Source organism: Pedococcus ginsenosidimutans (genome assembly GCF_039544395.1).
Taxonomy (GTDB): Bacteria; Actinomycetota; Actinomycetes; order Actinomycetales; family Dermatophilaceae; genus Pedococcus; species Pedococcus ginsenosidimutans.
Genome location: NZ_BAABLO010000012.1, coordinates 273,524 through 290,414 on the forward strand (window position 1 = coordinate 273,524; position 16,891 = coordinate 290,414).

Annotated in this window: 14 protein-coding genes; 6 read left to right on the forward strand and 8 right to left on the reverse strand. The window is 72.6% G+C overall.

Annotated elements, in window-relative coordinates; translation table 11 throughout:
* The first annotated feature begins 51 nt into the window (after positions 1-51).
* The 3 genes from serB to cphA are packed head-to-tail and all read left to right on the forward strand — an operon-like array spanning position 52 to position 5,041.
* Positions 52-1,275: a phosphoserine phosphatase SerB gene (gene serB, locus ABEA42_RS15940; RefSeq protein ID WP_425572096.1), complete on the forward strand. Its 1,224-nt coding sequence runs from the start codon at positions 52-54 to the stop codon at positions 1,273-1,275.
* Positions 1,276-1,291: 16 nt separating this feature from the next.
* On the forward strand, positions 1,292-2,152 hold the full coding sequence (locus ABEA42_RS15945; RefSeq protein WP_345504861.1) for a cyanophycinase: 861 nt from the start codon (positions 1,292-1,294) through the stop codon (positions 2,150-2,152).
* Between the two features lie 36 nt (positions 2,153-2,188).
* Complete coding sequence (gene cphA, locus ABEA42_RS15950) at positions 2,189-5,041, forward strand: cyanophycin synthetase (protein ID WP_345504863.1); 2,853 nt, start codon at positions 2,189-2,191, stop codon at positions 5,039-5,041.
* A gap of 112 nt (positions 5,042-5,153) precedes the next feature.
* On the opposite strand, the gene ABEA42_RS15955 is transcribed toward cphA, so the two are convergent.
* From ABEA42_RS15955 to fabG, 4 genes are all read right to left on the reverse strand, one after another.
* Complete coding sequence (locus ABEA42_RS15955) at positions 5,154-6,926, reverse strand: hypothetical protein (protein ID WP_345504864.1); 1,773 nt, start codon at positions 6,924-6,926, stop codon at positions 5,154-5,156.
* 129 nt (positions 6,927-7,055) lie between these two features.
* Positions 7,056-9,242: a tetratricopeptide repeat protein gene (locus ABEA42_RS15960; RefSeq protein WP_345504865.1), complete on the reverse strand. Its 2,187-nt coding sequence runs from the start codon at positions 9,240-9,242 to the stop codon at positions 7,056-7,058.
* A gap of 44 nt (positions 9,243-9,286) precedes the next feature.
* Positions 9,287-10,045, reverse strand: a complete 759-nt coding sequence (gene fabI / locus ABEA42_RS15965; RefSeq protein ID WP_345504866.1) for an enoyl-ACP reductase FabI — start codon at positions 10,043-10,045, stop codon at positions 9,287-9,289.
* A 53-nt stretch (positions 10,046-10,098) separates the two neighbouring features.
* Positions 10,099-10,809: a beta-ketoacyl-ACP reductase gene (fabG, locus tag ABEA42_RS15970; protein WP_345504867.1), complete on the reverse strand. Its 711-nt coding sequence runs from the start codon at positions 10,807-10,809 to the stop codon at positions 10,099-10,101.
* Positions 10,810-10,906: 97 nt separating this feature from the next.
* On the opposite strand from fabG, the gene ABEA42_RS15975 reads away from it, so the two are divergent.
* Positions 10,907-11,230 (forward strand): DUF3099 domain-containing protein, encoded by a 324-nt coding sequence (locus ABEA42_RS15975; RefSeq protein WP_345504868.1) that lies wholly within the window; start codon positions 10,907-10,909, stop codon positions 11,228-11,230.
* Entirely contained in the window at positions 11,230-11,439 is a 210-nt protein-coding gene (locus tag ABEA42_RS15980) for a hypothetical protein (protein WP_345504869.1), read from the forward strand. Before ABEA42_RS15975 ends, ABEA42_RS15980 begins: the two co-directional genes overlap by 1 nt.
* Positions 11,440-11,476: 37 nt before the next feature.
* Here the strand turns inward: ABEA42_RS15980 and moaA are convergent, their stop codons facing one another.
* Positions 11,477-12,544 carry a GTP 3',8-cyclase MoaA gene (moaA, locus tag ABEA42_RS15985; protein ID WP_345504870.1) on the reverse strand — a complete coding sequence of 356 codons (1,068 nt, stop codon included), beginning with the start codon at positions 12,542-12,544 and terminating at the stop codon, positions 11,477-11,479.
* Positions 12,545-12,576: 32 nt separating this feature from the next.
* Between moaA and ABEA42_RS15990 the strand changes: the two genes are divergently transcribed.
* Entirely contained in the window at positions 12,577-13,383 is an 807-nt protein-coding gene (locus tag ABEA42_RS15990; protein WP_345504871.1) for an SURF1 family cytochrome oxidase biogenesis protein, read from the forward strand.
* Between the two features lie 25 nt (positions 13,384-13,408).
* On the opposite strand, the gene ABEA42_RS15995 is transcribed toward ABEA42_RS15990, so the two are convergent.
* The 3 genes from ABEA42_RS15995 to ABEA42_RS16005 all read right to left on the reverse strand — a co-directional run bounded on the left by ABEA42_RS15995 (position 13,409) and on the right by ABEA42_RS16005 (position 16,888).
* On the reverse strand, positions 13,409-15,280 hold the full coding sequence (locus tag ABEA42_RS15995) for an ABC transporter ATP-binding protein (protein ID WP_345504872.1): 1,872 nt from the start codon (positions 15,278-15,280) through the stop codon (positions 13,409-13,411).
* A 127-nt stretch (positions 15,281-15,407) separates the two neighbouring features.
* Entirely contained in the window at positions 15,408-16,187 is a 780-nt protein-coding gene (locus tag ABEA42_RS16000) for an enoyl-CoA hydratase/isomerase family protein (protein WP_345504873.1), read from the reverse strand.
* A complete protein-coding gene (locus ABEA42_RS16005; protein ID WP_345504874.1) occupies positions 16,184-16,888 on the reverse strand; it encodes a sirohydrochlorin chelatase in 705 nt (234 codons plus the stop codon). Before ABEA42_RS16005 ends, ABEA42_RS16000 begins: the two co-directional genes overlap by 4 nt.
* Positions 16,889-16,891 lie beyond the last annotated feature (3 nt).

Sequence of the window (16,891 nt, forward strand, 5' to 3'; positions counted from 1 at the left end):
GATGGCGAGACTCCCCACGGGGACGTCGACGTACGTCGATATCGTCGAGCAGTGCCCGACGTGACCGCGCAGACCCTCCTCGTGACGATCTCGGGAGAGGACCGCCCGGGTGTCACCAGCACCTTCTTCGACGCCATCGCCGACGTCGGTGCGGAGGTCCTCGACCTCGAGCAGGTCGTCGTGCGGGGGCACCTCACCCTCGCCATGCTGCTCGTGTCCGGCGACACCGAGGCGCGCCTGCGCGAGGTCCTGCTCGCCGTCGGCGAGGAGCTCGACCTCAAGGTCAAGATCAAGAAGGGCACCGGTGACACCCGCCGCCGGCGCACGGGGCGGGCCGCGGTCGTCGTCCTGGGCGCCCCCCTGCGAGCCAGCGGCGTGGCCGCGGTGACGGCCCGGATCGCCTCGCACGGAGCCAACATCGACCGCATCCGCCGCCTGTCCCGGTACCCCGTGACCACCGTCGAGCTCGACGTGTCCGGCGCCGACGTGGACCGGCTGCGGCGCGAGCTCGCGCTCGAGTCCAGCGTCCACGGGCTCGACATCGCCGTCGCCGCAGGCGGCCTCGCGCGGCGCGGCCGACGGCTCGTGGTGATGGACGTCGACTCGACGCTCATCCAGGACGAGGTCATCGAGCTGCTCGCGGAGCACGCAGGTCGCCAGGCGGAGGTGGCCGCGGTCACCGAGGCCGCGATGCGGGGCGAGCTGGACTTCGCCGCCAGCCTGCGCCAGCGGGTCGCGGCCCTCGAGGGCCTGCCCGTCTCGGTGCTGGACGAGGTGCGCGCGCGCATCCAGTTCACCCCCGGGGCCCGGACCCTCGTACGGACCCTCAAGCGCCTCGGCTTCACGGTCGCGGTCGTGTCCGGCGGCTTCATCGAGATCGTCGAGGACATCGCCCGCGAGCTCGACATCGACCACGCGCACGCCAACCGCCTCGAGGTGCGCGACGGGCGGCTGACCGGTCGCGTCGTCGGGGAGATCGTCGACCGTGCCGGCAAGGCGCAGGCGCTGCGTCGCTTCGCCGCCGAGGCGGGGCTGCCGCTGTCCCGGACGGTGGCCATCGGCGACGGCGCGAACGACCTCGACATGCTCGAGGCGGCCGGGCTGGGCGTGGCGTTCAACGCCAAGCCGGTCGTGCGCGAGCAGGCCGACACTGCCGTCAACGTGCCCTACCTCGACGCGGTCCTCTACCTGCTCGGCATCACGCGCGAGGAGATCGAGGAGGCCGACGAGGCCGACGGCACGCCGACCCCCGCTCCTCCGGTCGCGCACCCCTGACTCCTAGGCTGTCGCAATGGCCCCACCCCAGCGTCGACGCAGACCCACCCTCCTGATCATCGGTGGTGCCGAGGACCGCGTGGGCAAGGCGACCGTCCTGCGCCGGTTCGTCCGGCTCGCCGGCGGACGCAAGGCCAGGATCGTGCTCATCCCGACGGCCTCCTCCTTCCAGGACGAGGTGACCGACGCGTACACCGAGGTGTTCACCCGCCTCGGCGCCCCGGCGCCGTCGGTCGTCAACCCCCAGACCCGGCAGGACGCCGCCGACGAGGCCGCGGTCGCCCTGATCGACGAAGCGACGGGCGTCTTCATGAGCGGGGGCAGCCAGCTCAAGCTGAGCCAGCGATTCCCGGGCACCCCGCTCGGCGACGCCCTGCACCGCGCCCACGAGCGCGGAGCGGTCATCGCGGGCACCTCGGCCGGGGCCTCGATCATGAGCCAGTTCATGATCTCGATGGGTGACGAGGGGATCACCCCTCGCCAGCGGCACAGCCAGCTGAGCGCCGGGCTCGGCCTGCTCGAGGGCGTCATCATCGACCAGCACTTCGCCCAGCGCTCCCGCTACGGGCGGCTCATGTCCATGGTGGCCGCCTCCCCCAGCCTCATCGGGATCGGCATCGACGAGGACACCGCGATCGAGGTCCGGGACCGCAGGGTCTTCACCGTCCACGGCTCCGGCGCGGTGTTCGTCCTCGACTGCCGCGAGGCCGCCTCCGACGCGCCCGACGCCCGCCGGGGAGCACCCCTGATGGTCTCCGGTGCGGTCGTGCACTCCCTGCCCGCAGGCGCTACGTTCGACCTCGCCGAGGTCCAGCTCGTCGACTTCGTCGAGAAGCACGCGGACGCCGCCGTCGCGCTGGCCTCCGCCAAGGCCTGACGACCACCCTGCACTGCCCGACCGCAAGGAGAACCCATGGCCGACCGCCCCACGCCCACCGGGCCCGCAGCCCCGGAGCTCTCGATCGTCGAGTCCCGGGTCTACCGCGGCGGCAACATCTGGTCCTACAGCCCCGCGATCCACCTCGTGGTCGACCTGGGCGTGCTGGAGGGCTACCCCACCGACACCCTCGTGGGCTTCACCGACCAGCTCGTCGAGCTGCTCCCGGGCCTGGAGAACCACACCTGCTCACGCGGCGTGAAGGGCGGCTTCATCGAGCGCCTGCGTGAGGGCACCTGGGTCGGCCACGTCGCCGAGCACGTCGCCCTGCAGCTGCAGCAGGAGGCCGGCCACGACCTGCGCCGGGGCAAGACCCGTGCGGTCAAGGGCCAGCCGGGGCGCTACAACGTCATCTACGACTACGCCGACGAGACCGTGGGCCTCGCGGCCGGCACCCTCGCCGTACGGCTGGTCAACCACCTCGTCGAGCCCGAGGAGGGGTTCGACTTCCGCGAGGAGCTCGACGTGTTCCTCCGGCGCGCCCAGCGCTCGGCGTTCGGGCCGTCGACGGCGGCCATCCTCGAGGAAGCCGTCGCGCGCGACATCCCCTACATCCGCCTCAACAGCGCCTCGCTGGTACAGCTCGGGCAGGGCGTCCACGCCCAGCGCATCCGCGCGACGATGACGTCCAAGACCGGCGCCCTCGCGGTCGACATCGCCAGCGACAAGGACATGACGACCCGGCTGCTCGCCTCGGCCGGGCTGCCCGTGCCGAAGCAGGAGACCGTGCGCACCGCCGACGGTGCCGTCACCGCGGCTAGGCGCATCGGGTTCCCGGTCGTGGTCAAGCCGCTGGACGGCAACCACGGGCGCGGGGTCTGCCTCGACCTCACCTCCGACGAGGCGGTGCGGGAGGCGTTCGCCGTCGCCGAGGGCGAGTCCCGGCGCGGCTACGTCATCGTGGAGTCGTTCGTCACCGGCCGCGACTACCGGTGCCTCATCGTCGGCGGCCGCATGCAGGCCATCGCCGAACGGGTCCCCGCGCACGTCATCGGTGACGGCACCCACACCGTCGCCGAGCTCGTCGAGATCACCAACGCCGACCCGCGGCGCGGCGTCGGCCACGAGAAGGTGCTGACCCGCATCAAGGTCGACGACGCGGCCATCGGCCTCGTGCGCGACCAGGGCTTCGGGATGGACGACGTGCCGCCCAAGGAGCAGATGGTCAAGCTCGCCCTCACCGGCAACATGTCCACCGGCGGCATCTCGGTCGACCGCACGTTCGACGCCCACCCGGATAACGTCGAGATCGCCGAGGAGGCGGCCCGCATGATCGGGCTCGACGTCGCCGGCATCGACTTCATCTGCCCCGACATCGCCTCACCGGTCCGCGAGACCGGTGGCGCCATCTGCGAGGTCAACGCCGCACCCGGGTTCCGCATGCACACCCACCCCACGGTGGGCGAGCCCCAGTACATCGCCAAGCCGGTCGTGGACCTGCTCTTCCCGCCGGGGTCGCCCTCGCGGGTGCCGATCGTGGCCGTCACCGGGACCAACGGCAAGACGACGACCTCGCGCATGATCGCCCACATCTTCAAGGGGATCGGCCACAAGGTCGGCATGACGTCGACCGACGGCATCGTCATCGACGAGCGGCTCGTCTACAAGGCCGACGCCTCCGGGCCCCGGTCCGCGCGGATGGTCCTGCAGAACCCGCGCGTCGACTTCGCCGTCATGGAGGTCGCGCGCGGCGGCATCCTGCGCGAGGGCCTGGGCTACGACCGCAACGACGTCGCCGTGGTCACCAACATTGCCCCGGACCACCTCGGCATGAAGGGCATCGACACCCTCGAGCAGCTCGCCGACGTGAAGGCGGTCGTCGTGGAAGCCGTGCCGCGCAACGGTTTCGCGGTCCTCAACGCCGACGACGACCTCGTCCGCCGGATGCGGCGCAAGTGCTCCGGCGGCATCGTCTGGTTCTCGCTGCAGCCCGCCGGCAGCAAGGTCCGCGAGCTCATCGAGGACCACTGCCGTCGCGGGGGCCGGGCCGTGGTCCTCGACCACACCGACCGCGGCGACATGATCGTCATCAAGCACGGGCGACGGTCGATGCAGCTCGCGTGGACGCACCTGCTCCCGTCCACCTTCGGCGGGACGGCGAAGTTCAACGTCGCCAACGCCATGGCCGCCGCCGGCGCCGCGTTCGCGGCAGGGGCAGGCCTGCACGAGATCCGCCAGGGCCTGCGCACGTTCACCACGAGCTACTACCTCTCCCCCGGTCGCATGAACCTCGTCAACGTCCACAACGTCGACGTGTTCGTCGACTACTGCCACAACGCCCCCGGTATGCGGGTGCTCGGGGAGTTCGTCGACGGGTACGCCGAGCAGAAGGCCGGCCAGTCCGACCTCGGCAAGGTCTCGCGCATCGGCATGATCTCGACCGCGGGTGACCGGCGCGACGACGACATGCGTGAGCTCGGCGCCATCGCCGCTCGGCACTTCGACGTGGTCGTCGTGCGCGAGGACGAGCGCAAGCGGGGACGTCCCGTCGGCGAGACGGCCGCGCTGGTGGCCGAGGGCGCCAAGGCCGAGATCGGCAAGGAGGGCGTCCGCTGCCGCCAGGTGGAGACGGTGCTCAACGAGGTCGAGGCCGTCCGCCACTGCATGGCCCGGGCCAACCCCGGCGACATCGTGGTGCTGTGTGTCGACCAGCACGCCGAGGTGCTCGGCGAGCTCGAGCAGATGACGCAGCACGCCCAGGCCGGGGCGCACAACAAGCAGGGCATCGGCGACCCGGACCTCGACCCCGTGGAGATGCAGAGCGAGGCCCAGGCCGCCGGTGACGAGGCGGCCGCCGCCGAGGCCGCCGAGGTGGAGCCGGCGACCTGACCCTCGCCTGAGGTCCGCCCGACCCTTGCCCGGACCAGGCTCGACCCCCACGGGTACCGAGCTCGCGACACCAGCGCCGCGGACGGCCGAGACCGTCCGCGGCGCTGTGCGTCTAGGGGGTGTAGCGGGTGGCGAAGGTGCCCCAGTTCGAGTTGGTGTCACGCGGTCCCGGGATGTACTCCGTGGCCATGACGATCGTCGAGGCGTCCTGCGCGACCGCGGCCGAGTAGTCACCCCAGCGGCAGGCTCCGTCGCTGTAGGGCGGGTAGCAGGTGAACCCGTCCGCGGGCGCGGCACCGATCCCGTTGGCGTGCACCGAGCCGCCGGCTCCGGAGGCCATCGTGAACCCGGTGTAGGCGGCGCTCGGGTAGTAGCCGGCGCCGCTGAGCGTGAAGACCATGGCGCCGGCGCCGGAGGCGTTGACCGCGATGGCCGGGAAGACCACGCTGCCACCGTCCACGGCGACGTACCCCTGGCGGGCGACCGTGCCGGTGACACCGCCACCGGACGTGGCACCCGGTCGCACCACGAACCACGCGATGCCGTCACGGCTGGCCGTGCGCCCGGTACCGATCCCGGTGTTGAGTGCCGAGGCGAGCATCCCGCCGTTGTAGACGACCTGCTGCATCCGGTCGTCGTTGCTCTCGATGCGTGGCAGGGGCTCGTTCTGGCTGGCGCCGAGGGGGTGCGGGCCGGAGCGCTGCCGCGCGGGGACGGGAGGTGCGTACGGCTGGCTGGGCAGCATCGCGTGCGTGAGGGTCACCCGCGGTGTCGCGGTGCCCAGGCTGGAGGTACCGGTCAGCGCCCACAGGACGACTGCGTGGGCGCCCTGTCCGCCCATCGTGGCGAAGCCGTTGAAGTCCGGCGTGTTGAGGAAGTACTCGGTGTCCGGCGCGTAGCTGCCACCGGGCGGCGTCTGGGCGGGCTGCAGGGCGTTCGCCGGGTGGCCGTCGACCTTCGTGGCGCCCACGTGGATGCTGACCACCGGTGGCATGGCACCCGAGCCGGAGGCCGCTGCGGCCAGGCCGGTCTTGGAGACGGCGTAGAGACCGCCACCGTTGCTGTCGAAGAGACCCTGGATGGGGTAGATGTCCGTGCTGACGTAGATCCCGTTCGCGTCGGCACCGAGTCTCGGCTGGTCGCCGAAGCACGGGCAGTTCGCCAGGCGGGGGCCGCCACCCTTGCCGTTGTCCGTGGTGTCCACGGCGAAGATGGCGTAGTCACCGGTCGGGTCGCTCGTCGCGCTGACCGCGATGAGCAGGGACGAGTGGCGTCCCAGGTCACCGGTCCGCGCGTTGACGTCGATGCTCAGGACGGTGGAGTACCACCGGCCGGTCTGCGCGTCGTGGTAGCAGCGCGGGTCGGACAGGAAGGGGCCGTAGCGCTTGGTCGCGGGGTCGTAGGGCGCGGCCTGCCCGAAGAACGCGTTGAGGGACACCGGGCGGGTGAGCGCGGTCCCACGGTCGGTGTAGACCCGTACCGCGAGGTTGACCTGCTCCATGACGGTGCCCTGGTAGGCGCACAGACCCTGGTCCGGCGGCTCGACGTCGAACCCGTTCAGGCGGCCCGACTGCACGGCGTTGAGGCCACTGAAGCCGGTGGCGCCGGCGTGCAGCCTCGTCACCGGGACGGTGGCAGGGTCAGGGAGGGCGACGGATGCCTGCTGCGCCTGCTTGTCGGCCTCGGGCCGGGCCCGGACTCCCGCCTGCGGCACGGTCGCTCCGGGCAGCCCTCGGAGGTTGACCGTGCCGACGCGCTGGAGTCCCTGGATGCTGCCACCGGATCCGGCCGTGGAGGCAGCGACGGGGGTGAGTGGGCCGACCAGGCCCGCAGCCAGCAGGCACAGGGCGCCTGCCGCGCTGAGCAGGGGTGTGGGACGTCTCATGACAGCTCCTCATCGACAGTGAAGGGATGTCTTCGAGGCTAGGAGCCGCCCCGTGCGAGGGCTTCCACAGTTCGGATTAGTACAGGTTGCCCCGGTGCACGCAGATCGCGCCGGCCCAGTGCGCCGGGATCAGGCGTCGCGCAGCTGGGTTGCGTACGCGTGCAGCGCCCGCTGGTAGCTCAGGGCGTCCTCGTCGCCGGCGTGGTGCAGCAGCATGTCGATGAGGTCGGCCACCGCCTCCCGGGCCCGGCCTGTGTCCACCGCGGCGAGGGCGCGGAAGGACTCCACCGCCACGCTGCCCGGTCGCTCGTGCGAGAGCTCGGTCAGCAGGGAGTGGGCCAGCTCGGCCTGTCCGGTGACCCGCAGGCTGGAGGCGAGCTGGATACGTGCGCGGTGCCGGTGTGGCTCGCGCAGCCCGCCGGCCAGGGCCTTGCGGTAGAGGTCGATCGCGTCCTCCTCGCGGCCGGCCGCGTCGAGCGCCGACGCCAGCTCGTGCACGAGCCTCGCGTCGCCCGGGCGTGAGGCCTGCAGGGACTGCGCGCACTCCACGCGGGAGGCGTCGTCGGACAGGTCCCACATGGCTGCGATCTGGCTCTCGAGCTCGTGCTCCCCACGGGCCGAGACGACCTTGCGCCGGATGTCCTCCGGGCCGTCGGCCGTGGCCCCCTGCGCCGCGAGCCACGCGGCGACCTGCGCGCGCTCCGCGTGGCACATCAGCGCGACGACGTCACCGTCGGCTGCCCCGGGGACCAGTGCCTGGAGGCCGCCGAGCTCGGTGTCGTAGGAGTCGATGTCGGAGACCCCCGCGCGCGCCAGCCCGACCCGCAGGTGGCTCTCGAGCTCTGCCATGGTGCGCCCGCGCAGGTAGTGCGCCTTGTGCGCCGCGACGACGCGGTCGGCGCGCAGCCCCGCCATCTCACCGATGGACTCCAGGAGGTCGTCCGTGCGGTCGCCGGCCAGCCCCAGGCCGAGGTGGACCTGCCCACCGGGGACCTTGAGCCCGTGGGCGACGTCCATGAGCGCCTCGAGGCCTGCCTCGTTGTGCGCGAGGTCGACGATGACGGTGATGGCCGACCCGTCGTCGCGTCGCAGCGTGTAGGTGTTCATGCGCCCCGGGTTGAGCCGGTCGTCGGGCACGAACGTGCGCAGCCCCTCGATCACGGCAGCCCGCGGCAGGCCCAGCCCCAGGGCGGCCGCGGCGCCGGCGAGGGCGTTGGCGATGTTGTGCACCGACAGCCCCGACATGGTGGCGGGCACGTCGAGGATGCTCACCAGCCGGTCGGGGTCGCGGCCGTTCTCGAGCACGGCGATGTCACCGTCGAGGACGGTGATCGCCCGGCCACCGGCGTCGAGCGCCTCGCGCACGGCCGGGGCGTCGGCCCGCAGCGCGAACACCCAGGGGCGGCCCCGCGAACCGGTGCGCATGGCCCACACGCGGGGGTCCTCGCCGTTGAGGACGGTCCAGCCACCGACGCGGGTCGCCTTGGTGACGATGGCCTTGACCTCCGCGAGCTGGTCGACGGTGTCGATGCCCTGCATCCCCAGGTGGTCGGCGGAGACGTTGGTGACGACGGAGACGTCGTTGTGGGCGACGCCCATGCCCTTGAGCAACATGCCCCCGCGCGCCGTCTCCAGGATCCCCAGCTGCACACCGGGGGCGCTGAGCACCCCGCGGGCACCAGCGGGCCCGGAGTAGTCGCCAGGCTCCACGACCTCGCCCTGGACCACGACGCCGTCGGTGGACGACCAGGCGGTGCGCAGCCCTGCGGTCATGCCGATGTGGCCGAGCAGCCGGGTCGTGGTGGTCTTGCCGTTGGTGCCCGTCACGGAGGCGACGGGGATGGTCGGCACCAGCACGGAGGGTCGGTCCCCCTCAGGGGCCGCAGCCACCTGCGCGCCGAGCTCGGCGATGTCGTCCCTGCCCTCGAGCCAAGCCTGCAGGACCGGTGCCACGCCCTCGCCGAGCGCGCGGGCGCGACCGCGCCGACGCCACACGAACGCGACGACCACCTGGTCGGGCCGGCTCCCGGGACGCGTGCGGACGCCGAGCCGGGTGGTGCCGCTCGCCGCAGCGAGCCTCCGGGTCGCGCGTTCGACCAGGCGCATCACGAACCGCTGGCGCTGCTCGGTGCCGGGCGAGCCCGGCCGGGGGCTGCGCAGCCCGACGGCGCGCGCGATGTCCTTGAGGACCCCTTCGTCGGCGGCGAGGTAGCCCGGCAGCTCCAGGCTGACCTTGATGGCCGGCTTGGCGAAGTAGAGGTTGGGGCCCTCCAGGACCCGTACCTCCGTCACGGCGACGGGGGTCTCGGACGTCATGCGGGGAGCCTAGTGGCGCCCCGCCGCGGCGGCAGAACCGGCGGTCACTGCCCCATCGCGTGGACGCCGCCGTCGACGTGGACGATCTCGCCGGTGGTGGCGGGGAACCAGTCGGACAGCAGCGCGGCACAGGCCTTGGCCGCGGGCACCGCGTCGTTGACGTCCCACCCGAGCGGCGCGCGCGTGTTCCAGGTCTCCTCGAACGTCGCGAAGCCCGGGATGCTCTTGGCGGCCGTGGTGCGGATGGGTCCGGCGGCCACGAGGTTGCAGCGGATGCCCTTGGGCCCGAGGTCGCGGGCGAGGTAGCGGTTCGTCGACTCGAACGCCGCCTTGGCCACACCCATCCAGTCGTAGACCGGCCAGGCGAACTTCGCGTCGAACGTCAGCCCGACGATGCTGCCGCCGTCCTGCATCAGGGGAAGGGTGGCCACGCCGAGGGCCTTGAGGGAGTAGGCCGAGGCGTGCATCGCGGTGGACACGTCCTCGAAGGTGCCCTCCATGAAGTTGAAGGCGCCCTGGGGGGCGAAGCCGATGGAGTGCAGCACCCCGTCGAGGCGGTCGACGTGCTCCCCCAGCCGGCCGGCGAGGCTGTCGAGGTCCTCAGGGTTGGTGACGTCGAGCTCGACGACCGGTGGGGTCGTGGGGAGCCGCTTGGCGATCGTCTGGGTGATCTTGAACGTGCGGCCGAACGACGTCAGGACCACCTCGGCGCCCTGCTCCTGCGCGATCTTGGCCACGTGGAAGGCGATCGAGGAGTCCATGAGGACACCGGTGATGAGCAGCTTCTTGCCCTCGAGCAGCATGGGCGGTTCTCCGATCTGGTGGTGGGGGTGGTGCGGCCGGGCGTCGTGGGGGCTCAGTGCCCCATGCCGAGGCCACCGTCGACGGGGAGCACGGCGCCGGTGATGTACCCCGCCTCGTCGGAGGCGAGGAAGCGCACCGCGGCAGCCACCTCCTCGGTCCGCCCGAAGCGTCCGGCGGGGATGCTCGCCTGGTAGGCCTTCTTGCGGTCCTCGGGCAGGACCTCGGTCATGTCGGTCTCGATGAACCCCGGGGCCACGACGTTGGCGGTGATGCCACGACCGCCGAGCTCGCGGGAGATGGAGCGCGCCAGCCCGACCAGGCCCGACTTGCTCGCGGCGTAGTTGGTCTGCCCGGGCGAGCCGTAGAGGCCGACGACGCTGGAGATGAAGATGATCCGGCCGCGGCGCAGGCGGATCATGCCCTTGGAGGCGCGGCGGGCGCAGCGGAACGCACCGGCGAGGTTGGTGTCGACGACCGAGTCGAACTCCTCGTCGCTCATCCGCATGAGCAGCTGGTCGCGGGTGATCCCGGCGTTGGCCACGAGCACGTCCACGGGGCCGCCGAGCAGCTCCTCCGCCTCGGTGAACGCCCGGTCGACCGAGGCCGAGTCGGTGACCTCGCACCGTACGCCCTGCAGGCCCTCCGGCGGCTCACCGGAGCGGTGGGTGACGACCACGGAGTGACCGGCCTCGAGGAGGTCCCGGGCGATGCTGAGCCCGATCCCCCGGTTGCCCCCGGTGACCAGGACGTTGCGGCCTGCCATCGATTCCTCCGTGTCGTCCGTGCTCGGTTGGCGTCTGCGCGCGACCCTATCGACTACCGATGGGTACACCGCATCGCAGGCGGCTTATCGTGGACAGGTGCCCCGTTCCCGCCGCCACCGCCCCGACGAGCCCGTCGTCCAGTCGGTGACGTCGGCGCCGGCCAACATCGCCGACGAGCAGGCCGGCCGGATCCGCCGCTACCTCGTCACGATGGGCATCCGCACGGCCTGCTTCATCGGGGCGGTCCTCACCGCCACCGCCGGCGCGCCGTGGTGGGTGTGGGGTTCCCTGGCCGTGCTGGCGGTCGTGCTCCCCTACATCGCCGTGGTCATGGTGAATGCCGTCGCCCCCCGCGGCGCCGGACCGGGTTCGGCCCCCGTCACCCCTCGTGGGGACGGGCCCACCCAGATCGGCCGTTGATGGACGGCATGGTCTGCAGCGCCAAGGGCTGCCGTCGGCCCGCGACGTGGGCGCACCTGTGGAACAACCCCAAGCTGCACGACGCCGACCGCCGCAAGGTGTGGCTGGCCTGCGAGGACCACCGGGTCTCCCTCGGTGAGTTCCTGTCGGTGCGCGGCTTCCTCGTCGAGACGGTGGCCGCCGACGCCATCCCCGCCGGGGCGGGCTGAACGACCCTCGCGGCCCGGCGGGTGCCGCCGTGCGGCCTCAGCCGCCGATCGCCGACATCGGGCGGACGGGCTGCACGAAGTCGCTGGTGCCGATCCCGTGGCCGGGGGCCTTGCGCCACATCTCGCCCTGGATGAGCCGGGCGAGGTCGTCGTCACTCGCCCCGTCGCGCAGCGGGCCGCGCAGGTCGGTCTCCTTCTGGGAGAACAGGCAGTTGCGGACCTGGCCGTCGGCCGTGAGCCGGGTGCGGTCGCAGGCCGCGCAGAAGGGCGCCGTGACGCTCGCGATGATGCCGACGGTGGCGGGTCCGCCGTCGACGAGGAACCGCTCCGCCGGCGCGCTACCCCGGTCCTCCTGCGGCAGCGGCGTCAGACGGAACCGCTCGGCGAGGCGCTCGTGCAGCTCCTGCGAGGACACCATGGTGGAGGCGTCCCAGCCGTGCTGGGCGTCCAGGGGCATCTGCTCGATGAAGCGCAGCTCGTAACCGCGGTCGAGGCACCACTGGAGCAGGTCGGTCACCGACTCGTCGTTGATCCCGCGCATCGCGACGGCGTTGACCTTGACGGGCACGAGCCCGGCCGTGGCGGCGGCCTTGAGGCCCGCCTCGACGTCGTGGAGCCGGTCCCGCCGGGTGAGGTCTGCGAACTCCTGGGGGTCGATCGTGTCGAGGCTGACGTTGACCCGGTCGAGGCCTGCGTCGGCCAGCGGCTGCGCCAGCCGGTCGAGCCCGACGCCGTTGGTGGTCATCGCGATGCGCGGGCGCGGCTCGAGGGCGGCTACACGGCGCACGACGTCGACGAGCGACCGTCGCAGCATGGGCTCTCCCCCGGTGAGACGCACCTGGCGCACACCGAGCCGGACGAACACCCCGATGACCCGTACGAGCTCGTCGTCGGTCAGCATCTCAGGCTTGGCCAACCACGGGAGGCCCTCGGCGGGCATGCAGTAGCGACAGCGCAGGTTGCACCGGTCGGTGACGGACACCCGCAGGTCCCGGGCCACCCGCCCGTAGCGGTCCGGCAGGTCCACGGTGCCCTCAGGAGGGCCGCCTGCAGCCTCCAGCGCGGTCGATGCGCCGCGCACGGTCGGGAACGGGAGGCCGGTCATGGTCCCCAGCCTAGGCCGGGTACCGTGATGAAGTGCTCAGGGTTCTCATATCGCGGCGTTGGCTGGGAGCCCTGGCAGCCGCCACCGGCTTCGCCGTGGCCGCGTTCTTCCTCGGCCAGTGGCAGTGGCACCGGTACGAGGCCAAGGCTGCGAGGGCCGACCGGATCAACACGCACTACTCCGCCCAGCCCCGGTCGCTGACCGAGGTGCTCGGCACCACCCCCATGCCGCTCTCGCAGGAGTGGACCCGGGTGAAGGCCACGGGAAGGTATGCCGTGGACAGGACCCTGCTCGTGCGCAACCGTCCGTACCAGGGCACCTACGGCTACGAGGTCCTCGTGCCGTTCACCGTCTCCGGGGGCGGCACCGTGATGGTGGACCGGGGCTGGGTGGTCAACGCCAAGACCGCGGAGTCCGCACCGTCCGTCCCGGCCGCCCCGACGCAGCAGGTCACGATCACCGGGTGGCTGCGGCGGTCCGAGCCGTCGCTGGGCAAGTCGATGCCCCAGGGGCAGCTCGCGAGCATCAACCTCGGCGAGGCGAGCCGGCAGGTCGGCAGCCCGGTGCTGGGCGCCTACGTCGACCTCGAGGTGGAGCGGCTCGCCGATGGCACGGCACCGCCGCGACCGACGGCTTTGGAGGCCCCGGACACCGACCTCGGGCCGCACCAGGCCTACGCGTTCCAGTGGTGGATGGGCATGGTCGGCGGCTTCGTGCTCGTGTGGTTCGGCGCCCGGCGTGAGTACCGCGAGGGGCTGCCCGAGCCCGGCGAACCCACCTCGACGGCAAGGGTTCCCCGCCCCAGGCGCACACGGATCTGGGACGAGGAGGACGGCTGACCCCGTCCCCTGCCCGCAGGTCGCGTCAGGCGGGGACGTCGGTCTCCTGGTCGGCGAACTGCGTCGTGTAGAGGTCGCGGTAGACCCCGCCACGGGTCATGAGCTCGCGGTGGGTGCCGCGCTCGACGATCCGGCCGCCGTCGACCACGAGGATCTGGTCGGCACCCCGCACCGTCGACAGCCGGTGGGCGATGACCACGGCGGTGCGCCCGCGCAGCGCCGTGTCGAGCGCGCGCTGGACCGCCGCCTCCGACTCGCTGTCGAGGTGCGCGGTGGCCTCGTCGAGGACGATCAGGCCCGGGCTCTTGAGCAGCAGGCGGGCCAGGGCGAGCCGCTGCTTCTCCCCACCGGAGAGGCGGTGCCCGCGGTCACCGACGACCGTGTCGAGGCCCTCCGGGAGGGCGCTCACCAGCGGCCAGACCTGGGCGGCCTTGAGCGCGGCCACCACCTGGTCGTCGGTCGCGTCGGGGGCGGCGTAGGTGAGGTTGGCACGGATGGTGTCGTGGAAGAGGTGTGCCTCCTGCGTGACCATGCCGACGGTGGCCGCCACCGAGGCGGTCGTGGCGTGGCGCAGGTCGAGGCCGTTGACGCGGACCGTGCCGGCGGTCGGGTCGTAGAGCCGGGCCAGCAGGGCGGTGATCGTCGACTTGCCGGCACCGCTGGGGCCGACGAGGGCCACGAGCTGTCCGGGCTCGACCTCGAAGTCGACGTCACGCAGCACCAGGCCCGAGCCCTTGCGGTCACCGGCCGCGACGCTCTCCAGGGAGGCGAGGGAGACCTCGTCCGCCGACGGGTAGCGGAACGCGACGCCCTCGACCTCGATGCGGACGGGCCCCGCCGGGATGGGCTTCGCGCCGGGCAGCTCGGTGACGAGCGGCTTGAGGTCGAGGACCTCGAAGACCCGCTCGAACGAGACCAGCGCGGTGAGGACGTCGACGCGCACGTTGGACAGGGTCGTCAGCGGGCCGTAGAGGCGCGCGAGCAGGGCCGTGAGGGCCAGCAGCGTGCCGACGCTGAGCGAGCCGCCCACCGCCATCAGGCCGCCAACGCCGTAGACCATGGCGGTGGCGAGCGAGGCGACCAGGGTCAGCGCCACGAAGAAGACGCTGCGGTTGAGGGCGATCTTGACCCCCATGTCACGCACCTGGCCGGCCTGCTCGGCGTACTGGCTGTCCTCGCGGCGGGGGTCGCCGAAGAGCTTGACGAGCAGGGCCCCCGCGACGTTGAAGCGCTCTGTCATCCGCGAGCCGAGGTCGGCGTTGAGGCCCATCTGCGCGTGGGTCATGCCGGCCAGGCGCCGGCCCATCACGCGGGCGGGCACGAGGAAGAACGGCACCAGCGCGAGCGAGGCGAGGGTCAGCTGCCACGACAGCGACGCCATCGCGACCACGATCAGGGTCACCGACACGATGTTGCTGACGACGCTGGAGAGCACCGAGGTGAACGCCTGCTGCGCGCCGATGACGTCGCTGTTGAGGCGGCTCACCAGCGCCCCGGTCTGGGCCCGGGTGAAGAAGGCGATCGGCTGCCGCAGCACGTGGTTGAAGACCTCTGTGCGCAAGGAGTAGATGAGGCCCTCGCCGATGCGGCTGGAGTACCACCGCTGCACCAGGGTGAGGGCGCCGTCGGCCAGCGCCAGCGCCGCGACGATGAGCGACAGCTCGATGACCACCGAGCGGTCACGGGCCGTGATGCCCCTGTCGATGAGCTGCTTCAGCAGCAGTGGTGTCGCCACGACGAGGGCGGCGCTCACGACCACGAGCACGAGGAAGACGACGATCTGCCGGCGGAACGGGGCGGCGTAGCCGAGCACCCTGCGCGCGGTTCCAGGGGCGAGCTTGCGGTCCTTGACGGAGTCGTCCCTCGCCAACGAACGCATCGCTGCCCATCCGGACATGCTCACAGTGGTCCTCCTCCAGTCACGCCGTGGAACGTCGTGGAGAGCCCACGGCATTCCCCATGGTCGTCGTGACCACCGACAGTGGGTCCGGCGGGGTACCGGTCGACGCCGTGCGCGGGCGGGGCTAGCGCGCGGCGAGACCCTTGAGGAGCCGCGCCTGGGCCTCGCGCTCCGCTGCGAGCTGGGCGTCGCGGTCGAGGACGGCGGCCGAGCGGAGCAGTGGCTTCAGCTCCAGCAAAGCGGCCTCCGGCGCCGCGAGCAGCGCAGCGACCAGGTCGGCGGTGGTGGCCGCGAGGTCCGCCCGCGGCACCGCGACGTTGGCCAGCCCCGTGGCCACGGCCTCCTGCGCCCCCACGAACCGTCCCGTCGCACAGATCTCGAGGGCGCGGGCCGGGCCGACGAGCCGGACCAGGGGCCCGGTGCCGCCGAGGTCCGGCACCAGCCCGAGCGAGGTCTCCCGCATCGCGAGCTGGACGTCGTCGGCCACGACGCGCAGGTCCGCCGCGAGGGCGAGCTGGAAGCCGGCACCGATGGCGTGGCCCTGGACCGCGGCCACCACCACGGCGGGCACCTCACCCCACGCGGTGAAGCCGCGCTGGAACCGGGCGATGACCTCCGCGACCGCGGACTCGTCGTCGCCGAGGGCGAGGAGGTCCGGCTCGCCGTCCGCGCCCCCGGGTGCGAGGACCGACCGGTCGAGCCCGGCGGAGAAGGACGGCCCCTCTCCCCTGAGCACCACGACGCGGACCTGCGGGTCGAGCCCGTCGGCGACCTCCGCGAGGGCGGTCCAGAGGCTGGGTACCTGGGCGTTGCGCCGCTCGGGGTTGGTGAGCGTGACGGTGAGCACGGCCCCCTCCCGGGAGACGCGCAGGTGCGGGTGGGGTGTGCTGGCGGCCTCGGTCACGCGGGCAGGCTACCGGCGCGCTCCAGGACCAGCTGAGCCATGGCGCCGGTCTGTGCGAGGGCCCCGGAGACCATGGTGACCCCGGCGCGTCCGCAGTGCTGGGCCATCCGGTCGCGCAGAATCCCCTCGGCGACCATGAACGGCACGGCGACGGTGCGCTCGACCTCGTCGGGCATGATCCGGAGGACCTGCTCGAGGGTCGCCCCGCCGTCGAGCGCCGCCACGCCCCAGAAGCCCCAGCCGGTGCGGGGGTGCGCGGCGATGGTCTTCCCCACCGTGGCGACGGCGTCACTGTCGCTCGACCCCGCCGCGTAGAGGACGACGGCGGTGGCCGGGTCCGGCAGGACGCCCTCCGCCGCGAGCAGCTCCTCGGCCGCGTCGAGCAGCAGCCGGTGCGGGCCGAGCGCCGGGGCCACGCCGACCTCCGAGCCCGAGCCGGAGGCCATGACGCCCACCGCTGCCGGCACGTCGACCCTGGCGTGGAAGGCCGGCGTCAGCAGCACGGGGACGACGATCGCGCGGGTCCCGAGGCCCACGGCGGCCTCCTGCGGCGACGGGGCGTGGTGGTCGAGGTATGCCGTGTGCACCGGGCGGTGGGGCGCCAGGGTGCGGACGTGGTCGGCCAGGGTCTCGACCCCGCGCGCGTGCCGCGGGTCGGGCGACCCGTGGGCCAGCAGGACGATGTCGGGCTCGGTGCTCACCGG